Raw genomic sequence first — 17,666 nt, 5'->3', positions numbered from 1 at the left:
AAACCCTCTGGCCGAAGACGATCGTTGTCGCCTCCTGATTTTTGATTTGTGATCACACTTGCTTTGATCACGCTATTCGGCTTTAATTTCATCCGCAAGCCGAAAACGGGGCAAAAGCCGGGAATGCAGAAGGCTGCCATCGAAAAGAACAACGAAACGATCGCAGCCCAGCTGACGCCGGTCGGCCGCGAGACCGTGCAGGATCGCGTCTATTCCGAGTTACGCCGGGCTCTGATCGGCGGCCTGTTCGAGCCGAACCAGGTGCTGACCATCCGTGGCCTGGCTGATGCGCTGGTCACTTCGACAATGCCGGTGCGCGAAGCACTCGGGCGGCTGATCACGGAAAAGGCGCTGGAGGCACTTCCCAACCGCTCGGTGCGCGTGCCGCCGATCACGCTGGAGCGTATCGACGACCTTCTGCGCGCCCGCTCCCTCATCGAAGGCGAAGCGATTGCGCTGGCCGCCACGCGCATGAGCCCGCGTCAGATCGCTTCGATCGAAGCCATGCTCGGCGAGTGGGACGAGATGCGGGCCCTGAAGCACAAGAAGGATATCGACCGCGAAGCGACGCTCAACCAGAGCTTCCATTTCGAGATCTACCGCTGCTGCGGCTCGGCCGTGCTGATCCCGATGATCGAGAGCCTGTGGCTGCAATCGGGACCTTGCATCCGCGTTGCCATTTATGCCTTTTCCGACGCCGGCGAGGTCGACACCGCGCACTACCACCGCAGCATCGTCGCAGCTCTCGCCAAGCAGGATGCGCAGGCGGCGCGCGAGGCATTGGTGGCCGATATAAGCCGGCCCTTTGCTTTCCTGCGCGACAAGCTTCAATCCACGAAAGACCTGACATGACAACGCCCGCCATCAGGATCACCGAGCCGCGCTCTAAGCTTTCCGTGACGGCGCTGCTGCTGCCTGAAAAGGCTCCGGAAAACGCTGCCTTTCTCAAGGCGTATCTCACTGCCCCGCGCGTGGTCCCAGGCATCCATGCCATGTGGACCGGGCCAGAGATTTCCTGCCCGGTTCCATCGATGGATCTAGAAGGCCAGTCCTTCGCCAAGCCGTTGCCGGCGGAGAACGCGACGCTGACGCCGCAGCCCGGCGACATCGTGCTGTCCTACGTGCCGCCGCGCATGTGGGGCGGCAACTCCAATGCCATTTTCGACATCGGTCTCTATTACGGGCAGGGCGCGCGGCTTCTGTTCCCGATCGGCTGGCTGGCCGGCAGCGTGGTGGCGCAGGTCCTGCCGGAGGAGCGTGAGCAGTTCGCCGCCGCCTGTGGCGTCATCCGCCGCAACGGCGCCTGCGACATAACCTTCAGCCTGGTGGAGGCCTCGAATGGCTGACGACAGTTTCGAGCTTTTCGATCTTCGCGTCGAGGCGGTCATCCCCGAGGGCAAGCCGATCTATTGCGGCGCCAAGCCGGGCGACTATTTCGAGCTCAAGGGCGAGATGCTGTCGATGCCGGCAGGGCAGAGTTTTTCGATCTATTCGCTTGCCTCCGTATTGCCGTTTCTCGCGGCAAAGCAGCGGCCGACCGACCGCAATGACTGGATGACCTCGGACGCCGAGATCGCTTGTCCCGATCCCAATTGCGCCAGCCGGCTGCGGATCGTCAGACTGGCCAAGCGGCGATTCAGCCATGCCGAAACCACGGCCGTGCCGCTGCCGAAGGAGAATGACCGGACATGACCGCCAAGACCTTCGAGCTCGGCCCCGGTTACACCATCTCGCGCGTCATTCGCGGCGGCTGGCAGCTCGCCGGCGGCCATGGCGCCATCGATCGCAGCCAAGCGGTCACCGACCTGATCGCCACTTTCGATGCGGGCATCTGGACCTATGATTGTGCCGACATCTACACCGGCGTCGAAGAACTGATCGGCGCCGCGCGCCTGCGGCTGGCCAGCGAGCGTGGCCTCGATGTCGCCGCCAGGATGAAGGTGCATACCAAGCTGGTGCCCGACCTTGAACGGCTGGCCACGATCAGCCGCGACTACATCAGGGGCATCGTCGATCAGTCGCTGCGCAGGCTGAAGACCGAGCGTCTCGATCTCGTGCAGTTTCATTGGTGGGACTATGATCAGCCTCGTTATGTCGAGGCGATGGGGTGGCTCAACGAACTTCGGTTGGAAGGCAAGGTGCGCAATCTCGGTACCACCAATTTCGACACGCCGCGGCTCGCCGAGATCCTCGCCGCCGGCATCCCGCTGGTCAGCCAGCAACTGCAATATTCCGTGCTCGATCAGCGGCCGGGCAATAGCCTCGCCGCACTTGCAGAGAAAAACGGCGTCAGCTTCCTCTGCTATGGTTCCGTCGCCGGCGGCTTCCTCAGCGACAAATGGCTTGGCGTGGCCGAACCGGCGATGCCGCTCGAAAACCGCTCGCTGGTCAAATACAAGCTGATCATCGATGATTTCGGTGGCTGGGACCTTTTCCAGCAACTGCTCCAAGCACTTAAGGCCGTTGGCGATCGCCACGGCGTCGACATCGCCACGATCGCCAGCGCCTGGGTGCTTGAACAGCCGCGCGTGGCGGCCGTCATCGTCGGCGCCCGCAATCAGGCCCATGCACTGGCCAATGCTGGCATCATGGACGTCGCGCTCGACGCCGATGATCGGGCGAAGATCACGGCCGCGATCGCGCAAAGCCAGGGTCCCCTGGGCGACGTCTACACGCTGGAGCGCGACCGGCATGGCCGTCACGGCTCGATCATGCACTACAATCTGAACGCAGGCCGCACATGAGCGTCAGCAACCCCATGCTGTTTTCGCAGGCCAGCGCCGAGGTCGTCGGCCTGCATCGCTTCTTCGTCGACTGGTTTGTCGCCGCGCGTGCCGACACGGTGGATTTCTCGCGCTTCGAGCGTGCCATGGGCGAAAGCTTGACCATGATCGCACCGAGCGGCCAGATCCTGGACCGTGACGCTGTGATTGATCATGTCCGCTCAAGCCGCGCCACATGCGACGAAGGGTTTGCCATTTCGATCGAGGATATCAGGCCCGGTTGGCAAAGCGCCGATACGATCGTTGTCTTCTACGTCGAGACGCAACTCCGCGCGGGCAAGCACACGCGCCGGCAGTCGAGCGCCGTCTTCACCACCAGTTCATCGGCGCCCAACGGCGTCGAATGGCGACATCTGCATGAAACCTGGCTGCAGGTGCCGGAACGCTGAACAGGCTCCAGAGATCAAATTAGAGTCGAGTAACGAAAGGGGAACAACAATGACAAAGACGATACTCCAACTCACCACCGCGCTTGCTCTCGTGACGCTGGCAGGCGCCGCGCAGGCCGCCGACTGCAAGATCACCGTCGGCCTCGTCATGGAACTGACCGGCCCAGCCGGCGAATACGGCCAAGCCGGCGCCAAGTCCGTCGAGATGGCCTTCCGCGACATCAACGCCGCCGGCGGCGTGCGCGGCTGCGATCTGGCGACCGACACGCGCGACAGCCAGAGCCAGGGCAACATCGCCGTCGATGCCGCCACCCAGCTGGTGCAGGTCAAGAAGGTGCCGGTCATCATCGGCGGCATCATCTCGTCGGTGTCGATCCCGATCCTGACCTCGGTCACAGCGCCGGCCAAGATCGTCCAGGTCTCGCCGGCTTCTTCGTCGCCGACGCTGACCGCGCTCGGCCGCGACGGCAAGACCAACGGCATCTTCTTCCGCACCATCACCTCGGATGCGCTGCAGGGCGTCGCCGCCGCCAAATACGCCATCGACAAGGGCTTCAAGAAGCTGTCGATCATCCACGTCAACAACGATTTCGGCGTCAACATGGTGGCCGAGTTCTCGCGCGCCTACAAAGCGCTCGGCGGCACCATCGTCTCCGACACGCCCTACAACGAGAAGCAGTCGAGCTATGCCTCTGAAGTCACGGCGGCGATGGCCGGCGAGCCGGACGGGCTCTATCTGGTCAGCACGCCGGTAGACGGCGCAACCGTTGCCCGCACCTGGATTTCGCAAGGCGGCGTGCAGAAATTCCTGCTCAATGACGGCATGAACAGCCCGGATTTCATCGAGTCCGTTGGCGCCGATTATCTCAAGGATGCCTACGGCACATCGTCCGGCACCAGCCCGACGGCCTCCACCGATTACTTCATGAAGAACTACAAGGAATTTTCCGGTATCGAACCGTCGAACCCGGCCGCCGACCGTTCCTATGACGCCGGTGCCATCGTCGGCCTCGCCATCGCCATTGCCGGCTCCGAGGATCCGGCCAAGATCAAGGATGCGATGTACAAGGCGGTCGACCCGGCCGGCACGCCGATCTTTGCCGGCAAGGAGGAGTTCGCCAAGGCGCTCGGCCTGATCAAGGACGGCAAGCCGATCCGCTATGAAGGCGTCATCGGTCCGGTCGCTTTCGACAAATATGGCGACATCACCGGCCCGTTCCGGCTGTGGAAGATCGTCGACGGCAAGGTGACCACCGACGGCGAAATGACCACCGACGATGTCAACGCGCTGCAGGCCAAGCTTCAGTAAGCTGACACTATGCTTCCGGCATCAATCGCGCCTTATCGTGATCGATGCCGGCATCGTTCGGGGCAGGTCGATATCACTTGCGCGGCACGCGATCCCGAATAGGATCGGCCGGCTGGAATGGAGGGATGGCGAGCGTGTCGGACAGGAATACTCATCGGTCGTCCCGTCGATGGATGCGGATGACGTCCTTCGCCGCACCGGCGCCTGAGCCCGATGTCGCCTGAAACGCAACGGCTTCTGTCCGCTCTTGGCGATAGGCTGGGCGCCGGCGGTGTGCTTGCCGGCTCCGATGTCGACCAGCGCTATCGCGACGATCCTGATGGCAAGCTCGGTGCACTGCCCGAAGTGGTGCTGCGTCCGCGCGATACCGTCGGTGTCGCGGCGGCCCTCGCCGGATGCAACGCTGTCGGCCAGCCGGTCGTCGTCCAGGGCGGCCGCACCGGGCTGGCCGGCGGCACACGCGTCCAGCCGGGTGAGATCGTGCTGTCGCTGGAGCGCATGACCGGCCTTGCCGCGCCGGACACTCAAGCCGCTACCCTCGTCGTCGAAGCCGGTGCGACTCTGCAGGCGGTGCAGGAAGCGGCCGATGGCGCGGGGCTGATGTTCGGCGTCGATATCGGCGCGCGCGGTTCGGCCACGGTCGGCGGCAACATCGCCACCAATGCCGGCGGCGTCCGCGTGCTGCGCTACGGCATGTACCGGGCGCAGGTGCTAGGGTTGGAGGCGGTGCTGGCCGATGGCAGCGTGCTGTCCTCGCTGAAGGGCCTGCCCAAGGACAATTCCGGCTACGACCTCGGCCAGCTCTTCATCGGTGCGGAAGGGACGCTCGGCGTCGTCACCCGCGCCGCGCTCCGGCTGCATCCGAAACCGGCATCGGAGGTGAACGCCTTTTGCGCGCTGGCTTCGCTCGACGCGGCGATCGCCCTGCTCGGACTGCTGCGGCAAAAGCTCGGCCCGTTATTGTCAGCCTATGAGGTCAACTTCGCACCGCTCTATGACGTCATGGCTGCCAGCATGGCCATGCCGGCACCGTTGCCGGCAGGCTCACCCGTCTATGTGCTGGCAGAGATCCAGGGCAGCGAGCCGGAGCGCGACGGCGAGCGCTTCGCCGAGGTCCTGATGCAGGCTGTCGAGGACGGCGTGGTCGACGATGTCGTCGTCTCGCAATCGCCGCGTGAATTCCGTGCGCTGTGGGATGTGCGGGAAGACGCCAATCGCGTCTTGTTTTCGATCAAAGGCCTGATCGGCGTCGACATCAGTATCCCGCTGGCGCGCATGGGCGCGTTCCTGCAGGAAGCCGACGCCGCCATTCATGCCGTGGATCCCGGCGCCGACATCTATGTCTTCGGCCATCTCGGCGACGGCAATCTGCACTATCAGGTCCTGACGGCGGATCCGGCGGCTGCCTATGGCATCATCTATCGCGGCGTGGCGGCGGCGGGCGGTGGCGTTTCGGCCGAACATGGCGTTGGCCTCGACAAGAAACAGTGGCTGCATCTGGTGCGCAGCGACGCCGAGATCGCCACGATGCGGCGGCTGAAGACCGCGCTCGACCCGAAGAACATCCTCAATCCGGGGCGGGTGTTCGATCTCGATCCAACGGCCCTCGCACGATGACGGGTGGTCGATAGCTCAGCTCCGTTCCGTCGCCATCTGCCTGGGGATCAGGAACCGGGCGGCGAGCACGCAGAGCAGCACGGTGAACATCAGGATCAGCGCCACCAGCGCATTGATGTCGGGCGAGAAGCCAAGCCGCATCATCGCCCACAATCGGACCGGCAGCGTGCTTTGCGTGCCGGTGACCAGGATGGTGATCATGGTTTCGTCGAACGACAGCGCGAAGGCCAGGATGGCGCCGCCGACCATGGCGCTCGACAGGTTCGGCAGGATAATGCGCCAGAAGGTCTGCCAGCCCGTGGCGCCGAGATCGTAGGAGGCTTCGACCAGCGTGCGGCTCATCGACTGCAGCCGCATCAGCACGGTGCGGTAGACGATCGCCAGCACGAAGACCGTATGGCCGATGACGACCGTCAGCAGCGAGCGCTCGAGGCCGATCTCACGGAAGAAGATCAGCAGCGCCAGGCCGCTGATGATCGGCGGCATCAGGAACGGCAGGAAGATGATGAACTGCAGGAACGAGCGTCCGGAGCGGCGGCCGTGATAGTAAAGCGCCAGCAGCGTTCCGCTGACCACCGAGAGCACGACGGTGCACAGGCCGACGATCAGCGTGGTGCGCAAGGCGGCCAGGATGTCATGGTTCTCGGCGAGCGCGACATAGGTCGAAAGGGTGGGCGACGACCAGTCGACATTGCCATGCGAAATGGCGAAGAACGACGACACGATCGGCACGAACAGCGGGCTGTAAAGCAGCACGGCAACCAGCGTCGTGATCGCGGCCAGGAAGATGGTCGAGGGGCGGGGCAGGGCGTTCATACCGACGTCCCCCGGCTGCGCCCGAACCGTTCGCCGATGAGGATGGCACAGATCACCACGATCGCCAGCGCCACCGAGAGTGCGGCGCCGAACGGCCAGTTGTAGGCCGTGCCGAACTGGCTGTAGAGGATGCGGCCGAAGGTGAAGCCGCTGATCCCGCCGACCATCTGCGGCGTCAGGAAGTCGCCGATCGCCAGCACGAAGACGAAGCTCGCCGCCGAGGCGACGCCGGGCAGGCTGAGCGGCAAGGTGATGCGCAGGAACGTCTGCAGGCCGCTCGCGCCAAGATCGTCGGAGGCACGCAGCAAGGTCTGCGGTATCCGCTCCAGCGACAGGAAGATCGGCAGGATGGCGAAGGGGATCAAAAGCAGGCTCAGCGTCAACAGGATGGCGTTCATGTTGAACACGAAAAGCGTCGACGGCTCGTGCAGGATACCGATTGCCACCAGCGCCTTGTTGAGAAAGCCGTTGAGGCCAAGGATGCTGCGGATCGCGTAGATCTTGATGACGTAGCTCATCAACAGCGGCACCAGCAGCAGCATCAGCAAGGCGTAGCGCCAGCGCCCTTTCAGCGTCGTCAGGAAATAGGCGGCGGGATAGGCGAGCAGGATGCAGATCACGGCCACCGACACGCACAGCACGATGGTGTTCCAGAACACCGGGAGAAAGATCGGGTCGGTGAAGAACCTGACATAGTTGCCGAGCGTCGGCGCGTAGATGATCGTGCCCTGATCGACGCTGAAGAAACTGTAGACCAGGAAGATCGCCAGCGGCACCAGGACGAAGATCACCGGCAAGGCGAAGGCCAGCGCCGTCACCAGCAGCGACAAGCGCCTTTCCACGGGATGTGTCGAGCCGGCCGTACTCATGCCAGCACCAGATGGCCTTCATGCGGCGCAAAGCAAAGCGATACCGTTTCGCCGGACTTGAGCGCGCTGCCGTCGATCCGGCTCGGCATGCGCAGCCGCAGGCGTTGCGCGGCAGTGTCCGCCCCCGCCGTGATGGTGGCGACGGTCGACGAACCGGCAAAGGCGAGGTCGGCGATGCTGCCGGAAAAGCGGTTGCCGCTGTCCGTAGCATCCGCAAGATGCAAGGCCTCGGGACGGAACGCCGCGAAGGCGCCGGCGCCATCCGCTGCGGCCTTCAGATGCGGCTGGTTGCTGATCGAACAGACAAGCCGCCCAAGTGCCGTCTCGATCGTCCGTTGATCACCCTGGACAGGACCGAGCTTTCCGGCGACCAGATTGTTCTCGCCGAAGAAGCGCGCCACGAACTCGCAATTCGGCGTGTAGTAAAGCTCGTGCGGCGTGCCGAGTTGGCGGATATGGCCGGCCTGCATGACGCAAATCCGGTCGGCCATGCCGATGGCTTCTTCCTGGTCGTGGGTGACGAACAGAAAAGTGGTCTTGATCTCGCGCTGGATGGATTTCAGGAATTCCTGCATCTGCCGACGCAGCTCCAGGTCGAGTGCCGCGAGCGGCTCGTCGAGCAGGATCAGGCGTGGCTGGCAGATCAGCGCCCGGGCGAGCGCGACGCGCTGGCGCTGGCCGCCGGAAAGCTGCGCCGGAAAACGGTCGGCGAAACGCCCGAGCTGCACCAGTTCGAGGGCTTCCGCGACACGGCGTGCAATCTCCTTGCGCTGGATATGGCGCACCGAAAGTCCATAGCCGACATTGCCGGAAACGGTCATATGCGGGAACAGCGCATAATCCTGGAACACGGTGTTGAACGGCCGCTTGTTGATCGGCATGCGGCTGATGTCCTGGCCGTCGAGGCGGATCTCGCCCGCGGTCAGCGGCTCCAGCCCGCCGATCAGCCGCAAGACGGTGGTTTTGCCTGAACCCGACGGCCCAAGAACGGTCAGGAACTCGCCATCCCGGATAGACAGGTCGATGTCGTGCAGCACGGGAACCGTGCCGTAGGATTTCGAGACGGACCGCAGCGTCAGCAGGTCGGCATTCTGGTTCATAAGCTATTCTCGCATACGCTGCGGCAGTCCGGAATGTCCGGACCGCCGGGTCCTTCGAAGTCGGGTGCGGCAAGGATCAGGGCGTCGCCTTGATCTCGTTCCACAGATCAGAGCGCTTGAGCGGGTCCTCGACATTGTTGAGCCAGACCAGCTTGTCATTGCCGCCGGCGCTGCTCGACTCGACCACGGTGTTGCCGAAGCCGGTGCGCTCGGAAAGCGCGCCGCTGACCTTCTTCGTCAGCATGAAGTCGATCCATTTCTCGGCCGCCGCATTGTCGCGGACGCCCTTGGAAATGACCCAATTGTCGAGCCAGGCCAGCGCGCCTTCGCTCGGATTGACGTAGGCGACATGGGCACCGATCTTCTGCAGCGCCTTGACCTGCTGCTGGCCGTAATTGGCCCAGATCAGGGCGACGTCATTGTTCTGGTAGATCTGCTGCGCCTCGTCGGCGGTGGTGTAGAAGCTCAGCACATTGCGCTTGAGTTCGATCAGCTTGGCCTTGACCGCTGCCATCTGCCCGGCGTCGAGGTTGAACGGATCCTTGTAGCCTAGCGTCAGCGCGGTGAACGAGAAATTGTGCTCGCCATTGTCGTAGGCCAGGATCTTGCCCTTGTAGGCCGGATCCCAGAGCACCGACATCGAGGTCGGCGCCGGCTTCACCTTGTCGGTGTCGTAGATCAGCCCGATGGAATCGAAGCAGAACGGAATGCCGTAGACCTTGCCGTCCTTGGTGTCGCCGCTGACCTGCGACAGATCGCGGAAGCGCGGCAGCACCTCCTTCTGGTTGGGCAGCTTGGTGATGTCGATGGGCGACACCAGATCGGCCTTGATGTAGCGCTGCAGCTGGGCGGTGTTGACGGCGAAGACGTCGAAGTCCTGGCCTTCGCTGCCCTTGATCTTGGCCCAGATCTCATCATCGCTGCCGATGAAGACGACATCGACGCCGATACCGGTGGCGGCGGTGAAGTCCTTGACCCAGTCCGGGTCGGCATAGCCGTCCCAGGCCAGCACGCGCAGGTTCGCGGCCAGCGCCGCCGAGGTCATCAGGCCGATGCCGAGGCCGATTGTCGCCAGTCTTAGAAACGCTCTCTTCAGTCCCATTTTTAATCTCCCGTTGTCGTTCTGGTGGACCGTGAATTCCGGACCTTTGCCGTCACAGCGGGGTGACGGTGACCAGTCCCTCGTCCGGCACCGACACCATCCGGTTGCGCAGTGGCTTGCCGAATGCCTGTGCCTGGATTTCGTACTCGTCGCCGGAGGCCGTCTTGACGCCGGAGGCGTAGCTCATCACCGCCGCGCCGAAGAAATAGGCGTGCAGATCGCCCGCCCTGCGGTGCATCGGGTAGCGGAAATGGAAGTGCTCGAGATTGGCGATCGAGTGCGACATGTGTTCTTCGCCCGACAGGAACTCCTGTTCCCAGATGACGGCCCCGTCGCGCAGGATGCGGGAATGACCGCGCACTTCGTTCGGCAAATCGCCGATCAGCAGTTCCGGACCGATCGAGCAGGAGCGAAGCTTGGAATGGGCGAGATAGAGGTAGTTCTCGCCCTCCGTCACGTGGTCGGAATATTCGTTTCCGAGCGCATAGCCGATGCGATAGGGATGGCCGTCCGGCCCATTGAGATAAAGCCCGACGATCTCGGCTTCCTCTGCCCCGGCTTTCGCGAATGCCGGCATCGGCAGCTCAGCACCGGGCGGCACGACGCAGGTGCCGACGCCCTTGAAGAACCACTCCGGCTGGATGCCGATCTTGCCGGCGCCAGGCTTGCCGCCCTCCAGCCCCATGCGGAAGATTTTCAGGGAATCCGATTCGTCGGCACCTTCGCCATGGGTCAGAACATGCATCTGGTTGCGTGCGGCCGCACTTCCGGTGTGGGTCAGGCCGGTTCCGGTGACCAGGAAGCGCGCCGGCTCCGGATGATCGACAGGAGCGAGCACACGGCCATCGCGCAGCAGCTCGTCATAGTCGACCGTCGCTGTGCCCGTCCGCTTCTCGACCAGCGATGCAATGGATGCACCCGCGGCGATTGCCGCTTCGGCAAGCTCCAGCACGCTGCCGGTCTTTTCGAGCGGATGCAGGTGATTGCCGTCGTCGGAGACGCGGCCGACCCGCCTGCTGCCATCGGGCATTCTGAACTGAACAAGACGCATGTAATACCCTTTTTCCTTGGAGCCGTGCGGTCACACCCAGCCGGCATCGACGATGAACTGCTGGCTCGTGCACATCAGGCTGTCGTCGGCGGCGAGGAACAGCGCCATGCGCGCAATGTCGGAGGGCTGCAGCCGGTCGGGCAGGCACTGCCTCTCCGCGATCTGACGCTCCCCGGCCGGATTAAGCCACAGGCGCATCTGGCGCTCGGTCATCACCCAGCCCGGCACCATGCAGTTGACGCGGATGCGCTCGGGGCCGAGCTCGCGGGCCAGCGCCCGCGTCATGCCGTAGACAGCGGCTTTGGCGGTGACATAGGCTGGACAATCGGGATCGCCGACCATCCAGGTGATGGAGCCGAAATTGATGATCGAGCCGCCGCCCAGCGTGTTCATCTGCGGACGCACCGCCTGCGCGGCGAAGAACTGGTGGCGCAGATTGACCGCCATGCGGTCGTCCCAGTAGGCGACCGTGACGTCCTTGGTCTGGTGGCGGTCATCATTGCCGGCATTGTTGCACAGCACCTGGATCGGGCCATTGTGCTGCGCTGCTTGCGCGGTAGCCGCCTGTAGCTGCTCGACATCGCGCAGGTCGCAAGGAATGAAGAGCGGCGCGTTATGTCCTTCGGCAGTGATTGCATCGACGAGCAGCCGGGATGGTTCCTCGGCCAGATCGACGAAGGCGACGCGGCTGCCTTGCGCGCAGAAATGCCGCACCAGGCTTTCGCCGATGCCACTGCCGCCGCCGGTGATGAAGACGCTGCGGCCCTTGAGGCTCGGGTAGGTCGCGTAGCCGCCGATCGGATCCGTCATTGCGCGCCTCTCTAATGGGAATGCCGGGGAATGCCGGCATCGCGCCGGCCGACGAGGAAGTCGAAATCGCAGCCCTTGTCGGCCTGGAGCACGCGCTCGACATAGAGGCTCTGATAGCCGCCTTCGGGTGGCGCCGGCGGCTTCCAGTCGCGGCGGCGGATGGCCAGTTCTTCATCCGACACCAGCAACTCAAGCCGGCGGCCGGCGACATCGAGTTCGATGAGATCGCCGTCGCGCACCAGGGCCAGCGCGCCACCGGCCGCGGCCTCCGGCGCGACATGCAGCACCACCGTGCCGTAGGCCGTGCCGCTCATGCGTGCGTCCGAAATGCGCACCATGTCGGAGACGCCTTGCTTGAGCAGCTTGGCCGGCAGCGGCATGTTGCCGACCTCGGCCATGCCGGGATAGCCGCGCGGCCCGCAGTTCTTCAGCACCATCACCGAAGAGGCGTCGATATCCAGTTCCGGATCGTCGATGCGGGCGTAGTAATGCTCGATGTTCTCGAAGACGACGGCCTTGCCGCGATGCTGCATCAGTTCGGGCGTTGCCGCCGACGGCTTGATGACGGCTCCATTGGGCGCCAGATTGCCGCGCAGGATCGAGATGCCGCCTTGCTCGGTCAATGGTTCGCTCAGCGGCCGGATGACTTCGCGGTTATAGTTGGGCGCGCCGTCGATCAGTTCACCGATCGTCTTGTCGCTGACGGTCATGACGTCGCGATGAAGAAGCCCCACTTCATCAAGCGACGCCATGACCGCAGCCAGCCCCCCGGCATAGTAGAAATCTTCCATCAGGAACCGGCCCGACGGCATCAGGTCGACAATGGTTGGAACGTCGCGGCCAAGACGGTCCCAGTCCTCGAGGCTGAGATCGACACCGACCCGGTTGGCGATGGCGATCAGGTGCAGCACCGCATTGGTCGAACCGCCGATCGCGCCATTGACGCGAATGGCGTTTTCGAACGCTTGCTTTGTGAGAATGTCCGAAATTTTCACGTCCCGGCGGACCAGATCGACGATCTGGCGTCCGGCCATCTGGGCGAGCACGCCACGGCGCGAATCCACCGCCGGGATCGCGGCGTTGTCCGGCATGCCGATGCCGAGCGCTTCCACCATGCTGGCCATGGTCGAGGCCGTGCCCATGGTCATGCAACTGCCGGCCGACCGGCTCTGGCCCTGTTCTGCGGCGAGGAAATCGGCGACCGGCATGCGGCCGGCCTTCACTTCCTCGGCGAACTTCCAGACATGGGTGCCCGAGCCAATATCCTGCCCGCGGAACTTGCCGTTGAGCATCGGCCCGCCGGAGACGGTGATGGTCGGCAAATTGCACGAGGCGGCCCCCATCAGCAGCGCCGGCGTGGTCTTGTCGCAACCAACGAGCAGGATGACGCCGTCGATGGGATTGCCACGGATGGATTCCTCGACATCCATGCTGACCAGGTTGCGAAACAGCATGGCGGTGGGGCGCATGTTGCTTTCGCCCAGCGACATGACGGGGAATTCCAGCGGCAGGCCGCCGGCCTCGTAGACGCCGCGTTTGACGTGGTCGGCCAAGGCGCGGAGATGCGCATTGCACGGCGTCAGCTCCGACCAGGTGTTGCAGATGCCGATCACCGGGCGGCCGTCGAAAGCGTCGGCCGGGATGCCCTGGTTCTTCATCCAGCTGCGATGCATGAAGGCGTTCTTGCCTTCACCGCCGAACCAGGCTTCGGACCGCAGTTTGCGTTTGGTCTCGGTCACGATTGCTGGCCCCGATCGGTGCGGCGTCTGTTGCGGTTCTCGACGCTGCGGCGCACGTCGTCCTCGGCATTGTCGATGAGCACCAAGAGTGCCTTTTGCGCGCCGGCGGCGTCGCCGGCGGCAATCTTCTCCGCCACCTCGCGATGCAGCGGCAAGGAATGGCGCTGGCCTTCCGGATTGTCGTTGGAGAGGCGAAAGCTCATCACCAATGCGGTTTCGACCAGTGCCGCCAGCGAACCGATCAGTTCATTGCCGGTCATGCGCAGGATCGTCTGGTGGAACACCAGATCGGGTTTGGCGAAGCGGTCGCCATCATCGCTCACCGCCTCCATTTCGGCCAGCGCCGCATGGATCTCGGCAATCTGCGCCGGCGTGGCGCGCTGGGCGGCCAACGCGGCGGACATCGGCTCGATGGCGCGGCGCAGTTCGAACAGAGCCCGGACATCGTCAGCGCTGACGCCGCTGGCGTAACGCCAGGACAGCACGTCCGGATCGAGGAAGTTCCAGTCCGAGCGTGGGCGCACGCGCGTGCCGGTCTTCGGCCGCGATTCGACCAGCCCCTTGCCGGCCAGCACCTTGATCGCTTCGCGCAGCACCGTGCGGCTGACCCCCAGCATCTCGCTGGAATCGTCGGCATTGGGCAGCGCCTCGCCGGGCAGGAAATCGCCTTGCACGATGCGCAGGCCGATCTGCTCGACGACGGTTGCGTGCAGCGCGGTGGAGCCGCTGGAAACGGCCACGGCAACCCGTAACGTGCGGGCCGTGCTGAAAGATTTCTTATTCTTCATACTATTCATATGATATGTCTTATAGCCATGGTGATTGGAGTCAAGGGACGGGGGAGCGCCGATGACAAAGAATTTTGCTGCCATTGCCGCGCGGCACACCGAGCTGGTTTCGATCAGCGACGGCATCGCGACGGTCGAGCTTGCTCCAGCCGCCGGCGGCGCCATGGCTTCCTATCGCTGGTGGCACAATGGCTCTGCGGTGGATTGGCTACGCCCTGCGGATCCGGCGGCGATCGGCCACCGCGATTCCGGCGCCATGGGCTGCTTCCCGCTTGTTCCCTATTCCAATCGCATAAGGGGCGGCCGGTTCGAGTTCGCGGGACGCACCATCCAGCTTCCAACGACTCCCGACGATCCACATCATGAGCATGGCCATGGCTGGCGTCGGCCTTGGGCGGTCGTCAGGCACGAAAAGAGCACGATCGTCCTGCGCTATCGTCACGCCGCCGATTCCTGGCCATGGAGCTATGAGGCCGAGCAGGAGATCACCTTGGATGGCGGCAAGCTTTGCATGACCATTGCCGTGCGCAACCTGTCGGAGACGCCCATGCCGGTTGGCTTCGGCTTCCATCCCTATTTCCCGTCGACGCCGTGGACGCATGTCCAGGCGCCGGTGTCGGGCATGTGGGAGACAGACACGGAGGTTCTGCCCGTCCGGCATGTCCTGCCGCCTGTAGGAGCCGATCCATCCATCGGCTTTGACGTATCGGAAGTGGATTTCGACGCGGTTTTCACCGGATGGGCGCGCCGCGCCCGGATCACTTGGCCGGAGCAGGGGCGGCAACTGGACATCGAGGCCGAGGCGCCGCTCGATTTCCTCGTCCTTTACACGCCGCCCGGCGAGCCGTTCTTTTGCGCCGAGCCGGTCAGCAACATCACCGATGCCTTCAACCGCACGACCGGCCGCATCGACACCGGCTGCATCGTGCTGGCGCCCGGCCAAAGGCGATCCGCGAGCGTTCGCTTCACGCCGTCCCTGGCGGTTTGATCCTCGCTATTGATTGCCCGTAGCGAGGGCCGGATCAGAACGGATAGTGCTGGCCGGGGTCCTCGATCGTCACCCAGCGCAGATCGGTGAATTCGGCGATCGAGGCCTTGCCGCCGAAGCGGCCATAGCCCGAGCCTTTGACACCGCCGAACGGCATCTGCGCCTCGTCGCCGACGGTTGGACCGTTGATGTGGCAGATGCCGGCTTCGATGCGCGCGGCGACCGCCATGGCGCGTTTGATATCGCGGCTGAACACGGCTGACGACAGGCCGTACTCCGTGTCGTTGGCAACGCGTATGGCTTCGTCCTCGCCCTTCACCCGGATCACCGGCTTGACCGGCCCGAAGGATTCTTCCGCATAGACGCGCATGGCTGGCGTCACATGGTCGAGCAGTGTTGCCTCGACAACGGTGCCAGTGCGCTTGCCGCCGGCGACAAGCTTGGCGCCCTTGGCGACCGCGTCGGCGACGAGTTCCTCCATCTTGTCCGCCGCCTGGCTGCTGATCAGCGAGCCCAGCACGACATGGCCGCGCGGATCGCCGGCCGGCAGTTGCGAGGCGCGGGCAGCGAGCTTGGAAACGAACGCGTCGGCGACCGTCTCGTCGACGATCAGCCGCTCGGTCGACATGCAGATCTGGCCCTGATGCATGAAAGCGCCGAAGGTGGCCGCGTTGACCGCCGCATCGATATCGGCATCGTCCAGCACCAGCAGCGGCGCCTTGCCGCCGAGTTCGAGCAGCGCTGGCTTCAGATGCCGGCCGGCGAGTTCGGCGATGATCTTGCCGACCTTGGTCGAGCCGGTGAAGTTGACGCGCTTGACTAAGGGATGCGCGACCAGCGCCTCGACGATTGCAGCGGCATCCTTGGGATCATTGGTGACGACATTGATAACGCCCTTGGGCAGACCGGCTTCGACCAGCACCTGGCCGATCAGCCGGTGCGTGCCCGGGCACATTTCGGAAGCCTTCAGCACCACCGTGTTGCCGCAAGCAATCGGCATGGCGATGGCACGCGTGCCGAGAATGACCGGCGCATTCCACGGCGCGATGCCGAGGCACACACCGGCCGGCTGGCGGATCGCCATGGCCAGTGTCCCCGGCTTGTCCGAGGGAATGATCTCCCCCGAAATCTGCGTCGTCATCGCCGCCGCCTCGCGCAGCATGTTGGCCGCCAGCATGACGTTGAAGCCGGCCCAGGGACCCGTGGCGCCGGTCTCTTCCATCATCAGCCTGGTGAATTCGCCGACCTTGGAGGCCATCACATCAGCCGCCCTGGACAGCAAGGCGCGGCGCTCGCCAGGCCCGGTCTTCGACCAGGTCGTAAAGGCCGCGGCAGCAGCTTCCACGGCGGCATTGGCATCGGCGACGCTGGCCGCCGCGGCGCGCGTTGCCAGCTTGCCGGTGAACGGGTCCATGCGCTCATAGGAGGCCGAACCGGACGCATCCCTTTTGTCGCCGTCGATCAGAAGTCCGATATCCATGATTGTCTCCCTTGCTCCATCAGGAGCGCCTCGTTGGTTTTAGAAGCCGAGCACTTCGGCGTTGATCGATGCCTCGAGGCCGCCATCGACCGGCACATTCGCGCCGTTGACCCAGCGGGCGCCGTCCGAGCACAGGAACAGCACGACAGGCGCGATATCGCCCGACGTGCCGGCGCGACCGACCCTGGCAATGTCGCTGTCGACGCGGGCATCGCCGAGCACGCTGCGGAATTGTTTCAGGATGGGCGTCTCGACCGGTCCGGGGCTCACCGCATTGACGCGGATGCCCCGGCGTTTGAACAGATCCTGGTGCGCGGCGCGAAAGGTCCACAGCAGGAGCAGTTCCTTCGAGACGGGATAGCCCTCCTCGTTCTTGACCGCGTGATCGGCGACCACATCGGCGACATCGGGAAAGCCCTCTATGGCCACCATCGAGGCGGCACGGTTGAGATTGGCGCGCCAGCCATAGCCGGCGATCGAGGCGACGTTGACGATGGCGCCGCCTTCGCGAAGTCTTGGCGCGAGGCCTTCCGAGAGCGCCCTGAGACCAAAGAAATTGACGGCCAGCGTCGCTGCCGCGCCGGTGTTGCCCGAGAGGCCAGCGACATTGCAGAGCGCGTCGAGGCGCTGCGGCAGGCGCGCGATCAACTCGTCGACGCCGGCCTTTGACGAGATGTCGGCCTTGACGAAGCTGCCGACCGGTGCGGCCGGCTCGCGCACGTCGACACCGATCACGTCAGCGCCAAGCTGGCCGGCCAGTTCCGCCGTGCGGGCGCCGATGCCGGAGGCGACACCAGTGATGAGGATCGTCTTGCCGAAAAGCAT

At 64.2% G+C, this 17,666-nt stretch carries 18 protein-coding genes; 8 read left to right on the top strand and 10 right to left on the bottom strand.

The window, feature by feature from the left end; all coding sequences use genetic code 11:
- Positions 1 to 123 precede the first annotated feature (123 nt).
- From JN279_RS30380 to JN279_RS30350, 7 genes are all read left to right on the top strand, one after another.
- Entirely contained in the window at positions 124 to 852 is a 729-nt protein-coding gene (locus tag JN279_RS30380; protein WP_096458890.1) for a GntR family transcriptional regulator, read from the top strand.
- Positions 849 to 1,346, top strand: a complete 498-nt coding sequence (locus tag JN279_RS30375) for a DUF3830 family protein (protein WP_202351009.1) — start codon at positions 849 to 851, stop codon at positions 1,344 to 1,346. The genes JN279_RS30380 and JN279_RS30375 overlap by 4 nt, the downstream gene beginning before the upstream one ends.
- A complete protein-coding gene (locus JN279_RS30370; protein ID WP_096455491.1) occupies positions 1,339 to 1,692 on the top strand; it encodes a TIGR04076 family protein in 354 nt (117 codons plus the stop codon). Before JN279_RS30375 ends, JN279_RS30370 begins: the two co-directional genes overlap by 8 nt.
- Positions 1,689 to 2,744 (top strand): aldo/keto reductase, encoded by a 1,056-nt coding sequence (locus tag JN279_RS30365; RefSeq protein WP_202351008.1) that lies wholly within the window; start codon positions 1,689 to 1,691, stop codon positions 2,742 to 2,744. The genes JN279_RS30370 and JN279_RS30365 overlap by 4 nt, the downstream gene beginning before the upstream one ends.
- Entirely contained in the window at positions 2,741 to 3,172 is a 432-nt protein-coding gene (locus JN279_RS30360; protein ID WP_202351007.1) for a DUF4440 domain-containing protein, read from the top strand. The genes JN279_RS30365 and JN279_RS30360 overlap by 4 nt, the downstream gene beginning before the upstream one ends.
- A 49-nt stretch (positions 3,173 to 3,221) precedes the next feature.
- Positions 3,222 to 4,481 (top strand): ABC transporter substrate-binding protein, encoded by a 1,260-nt coding sequence (locus tag JN279_RS30355; RefSeq protein WP_202351006.1) that lies wholly within the window; start codon positions 3,222 to 3,224, stop codon positions 4,479 to 4,481.
- Positions 4,482 to 4,694: 213 nt separating this feature from the next.
- Positions 4,695 to 6,098: an FAD-binding oxidoreductase gene (locus JN279_RS30350; RefSeq protein ID WP_202351005.1), complete on the top strand. Its 1,404-nt coding sequence runs from the start codon at positions 4,695 to 4,697 to the stop codon at positions 6,096 to 6,098.
- Positions 6,099 to 6,113: 15 nt separating this feature from the next.
- Here JN279_RS30350 and JN279_RS30345 read toward each other — a convergent pair whose 3' ends face one another.
- The 8 genes from JN279_RS30345 to JN279_RS30310 all read right to left on the bottom strand — a co-directional run bounded on the left by JN279_RS30345 (position 6,114) and on the right by JN279_RS30310 (position 14,373).
- A complete protein-coding gene (locus tag JN279_RS30345) occupies positions 6,114 to 6,914 on the bottom strand; it encodes an ABC transporter permease (protein ID WP_202351004.1) in 801 nt (266 codons plus the stop codon).
- On the bottom strand, positions 6,911 to 7,783 hold the full coding sequence (locus JN279_RS30340) for an ABC transporter permease (RefSeq protein ID WP_202351003.1): 873 nt from the start codon (positions 7,781 to 7,783) through the stop codon (positions 6,911 to 6,913). The genes JN279_RS30345 and JN279_RS30340 overlap by 4 nt, the downstream gene beginning before the upstream one ends.
- On the bottom strand, positions 7,780 to 8,883 hold the full coding sequence (locus JN279_RS30335) for an ABC transporter ATP-binding protein (RefSeq protein ID WP_202351002.1): 1,104 nt from the start codon (positions 8,881 to 8,883) through the stop codon (positions 7,780 to 7,782). Before JN279_RS30335 ends, JN279_RS30340 begins: the two co-directional genes overlap by 4 nt.
- 76 nt (positions 8,884 to 8,959) lie before the next feature.
- Positions 8,960 to 9,985, bottom strand: a complete 1,026-nt coding sequence (locus JN279_RS30330; protein ID WP_202351001.1) for an ABC transporter substrate-binding protein — start codon at positions 9,983 to 9,985, stop codon at positions 8,960 to 8,962.
- Between the two features lie 52 nt (positions 9,986 to 10,037).
- A complete protein-coding gene (araD1, locus tag JN279_RS30325) occupies positions 10,038 to 11,036 on the bottom strand; it encodes an AraD1 family protein (protein ID WP_202351000.1) in 999 nt (332 codons plus the stop codon).
- A gap of 30 nt (positions 11,037 to 11,066) precedes the next feature.
- Entirely contained in the window at positions 11,067 to 11,846 is a 780-nt protein-coding gene (locus JN279_RS30320; RefSeq protein ID WP_202350999.1) for an SDR family NAD(P)-dependent oxidoreductase, read from the bottom strand.
- Positions 11,847 to 11,857: 11 nt separating this feature from the next.
- On the bottom strand, positions 11,858 to 13,585 hold the full coding sequence (locus JN279_RS30315) for an IlvD/Edd family dehydratase (RefSeq protein WP_202350998.1): 1,728 nt from the start codon (positions 13,583 to 13,585) through the stop codon (positions 11,858 to 11,860).
- Positions 13,582 to 14,373: a FadR/GntR family transcriptional regulator gene (locus tag JN279_RS30310; RefSeq protein WP_202350997.1), complete on the bottom strand. Its 792-nt coding sequence runs from the start codon at positions 14,371 to 14,373 to the stop codon at positions 13,582 to 13,584. Before JN279_RS30310 ends, JN279_RS30315 begins: the two co-directional genes overlap by 4 nt.
- Before the next feature lie 61 nt (positions 14,374 to 14,434).
- On the opposite strand from JN279_RS30310, the gene JN279_RS30305 reads away from it, so the two are divergent.
- Positions 14,435 to 15,361, top strand: a complete 927-nt coding sequence (locus tag JN279_RS30305; protein WP_202350996.1) for an aldose 1-epimerase — start codon at positions 14,435 to 14,437, stop codon at positions 15,359 to 15,361.
- Between the two features lie 34 nt (positions 15,362 to 15,395).
- On the opposite strand, the gene JN279_RS30300 is transcribed toward JN279_RS30305, so the two are convergent.
- Both JN279_RS30300 and JN279_RS30295 read right to left on the bottom strand, forming a co-directional pair.
- Positions 15,396 to 16,841 carry an aldehyde dehydrogenase gene (locus JN279_RS30300; RefSeq protein WP_202350995.1) on the bottom strand — a complete coding sequence of 482 codons (1,446 nt, stop codon included), beginning with the start codon at positions 16,839 to 16,841 and terminating at the stop codon, positions 15,396 to 15,398.
- A gap of 39 nt (positions 16,842 to 16,880) precedes the next feature.
- On the bottom strand, positions 16,881 to 17,666 hold the full coding sequence (locus JN279_RS30295; RefSeq protein WP_096458896.1) for a coniferyl-alcohol dehydrogenase: 786 nt from the start codon (positions 17,664 to 17,666) through the stop codon (positions 16,881 to 16,883).

This window comes from Mesorhizobium sp. 113-1-2 (assembly GCF_016756475.1).
Lineage (GTDB): Bacteria > Pseudomonadota > Alphaproteobacteria > Rhizobiales > Rhizobiaceae > Mesorhizobium > Mesorhizobium loti_C.
The sequence above is the reverse complement of the archived record's forward strand: the minus strand, read 5'-3'. Positions and strand labels throughout refer to the sequence as shown.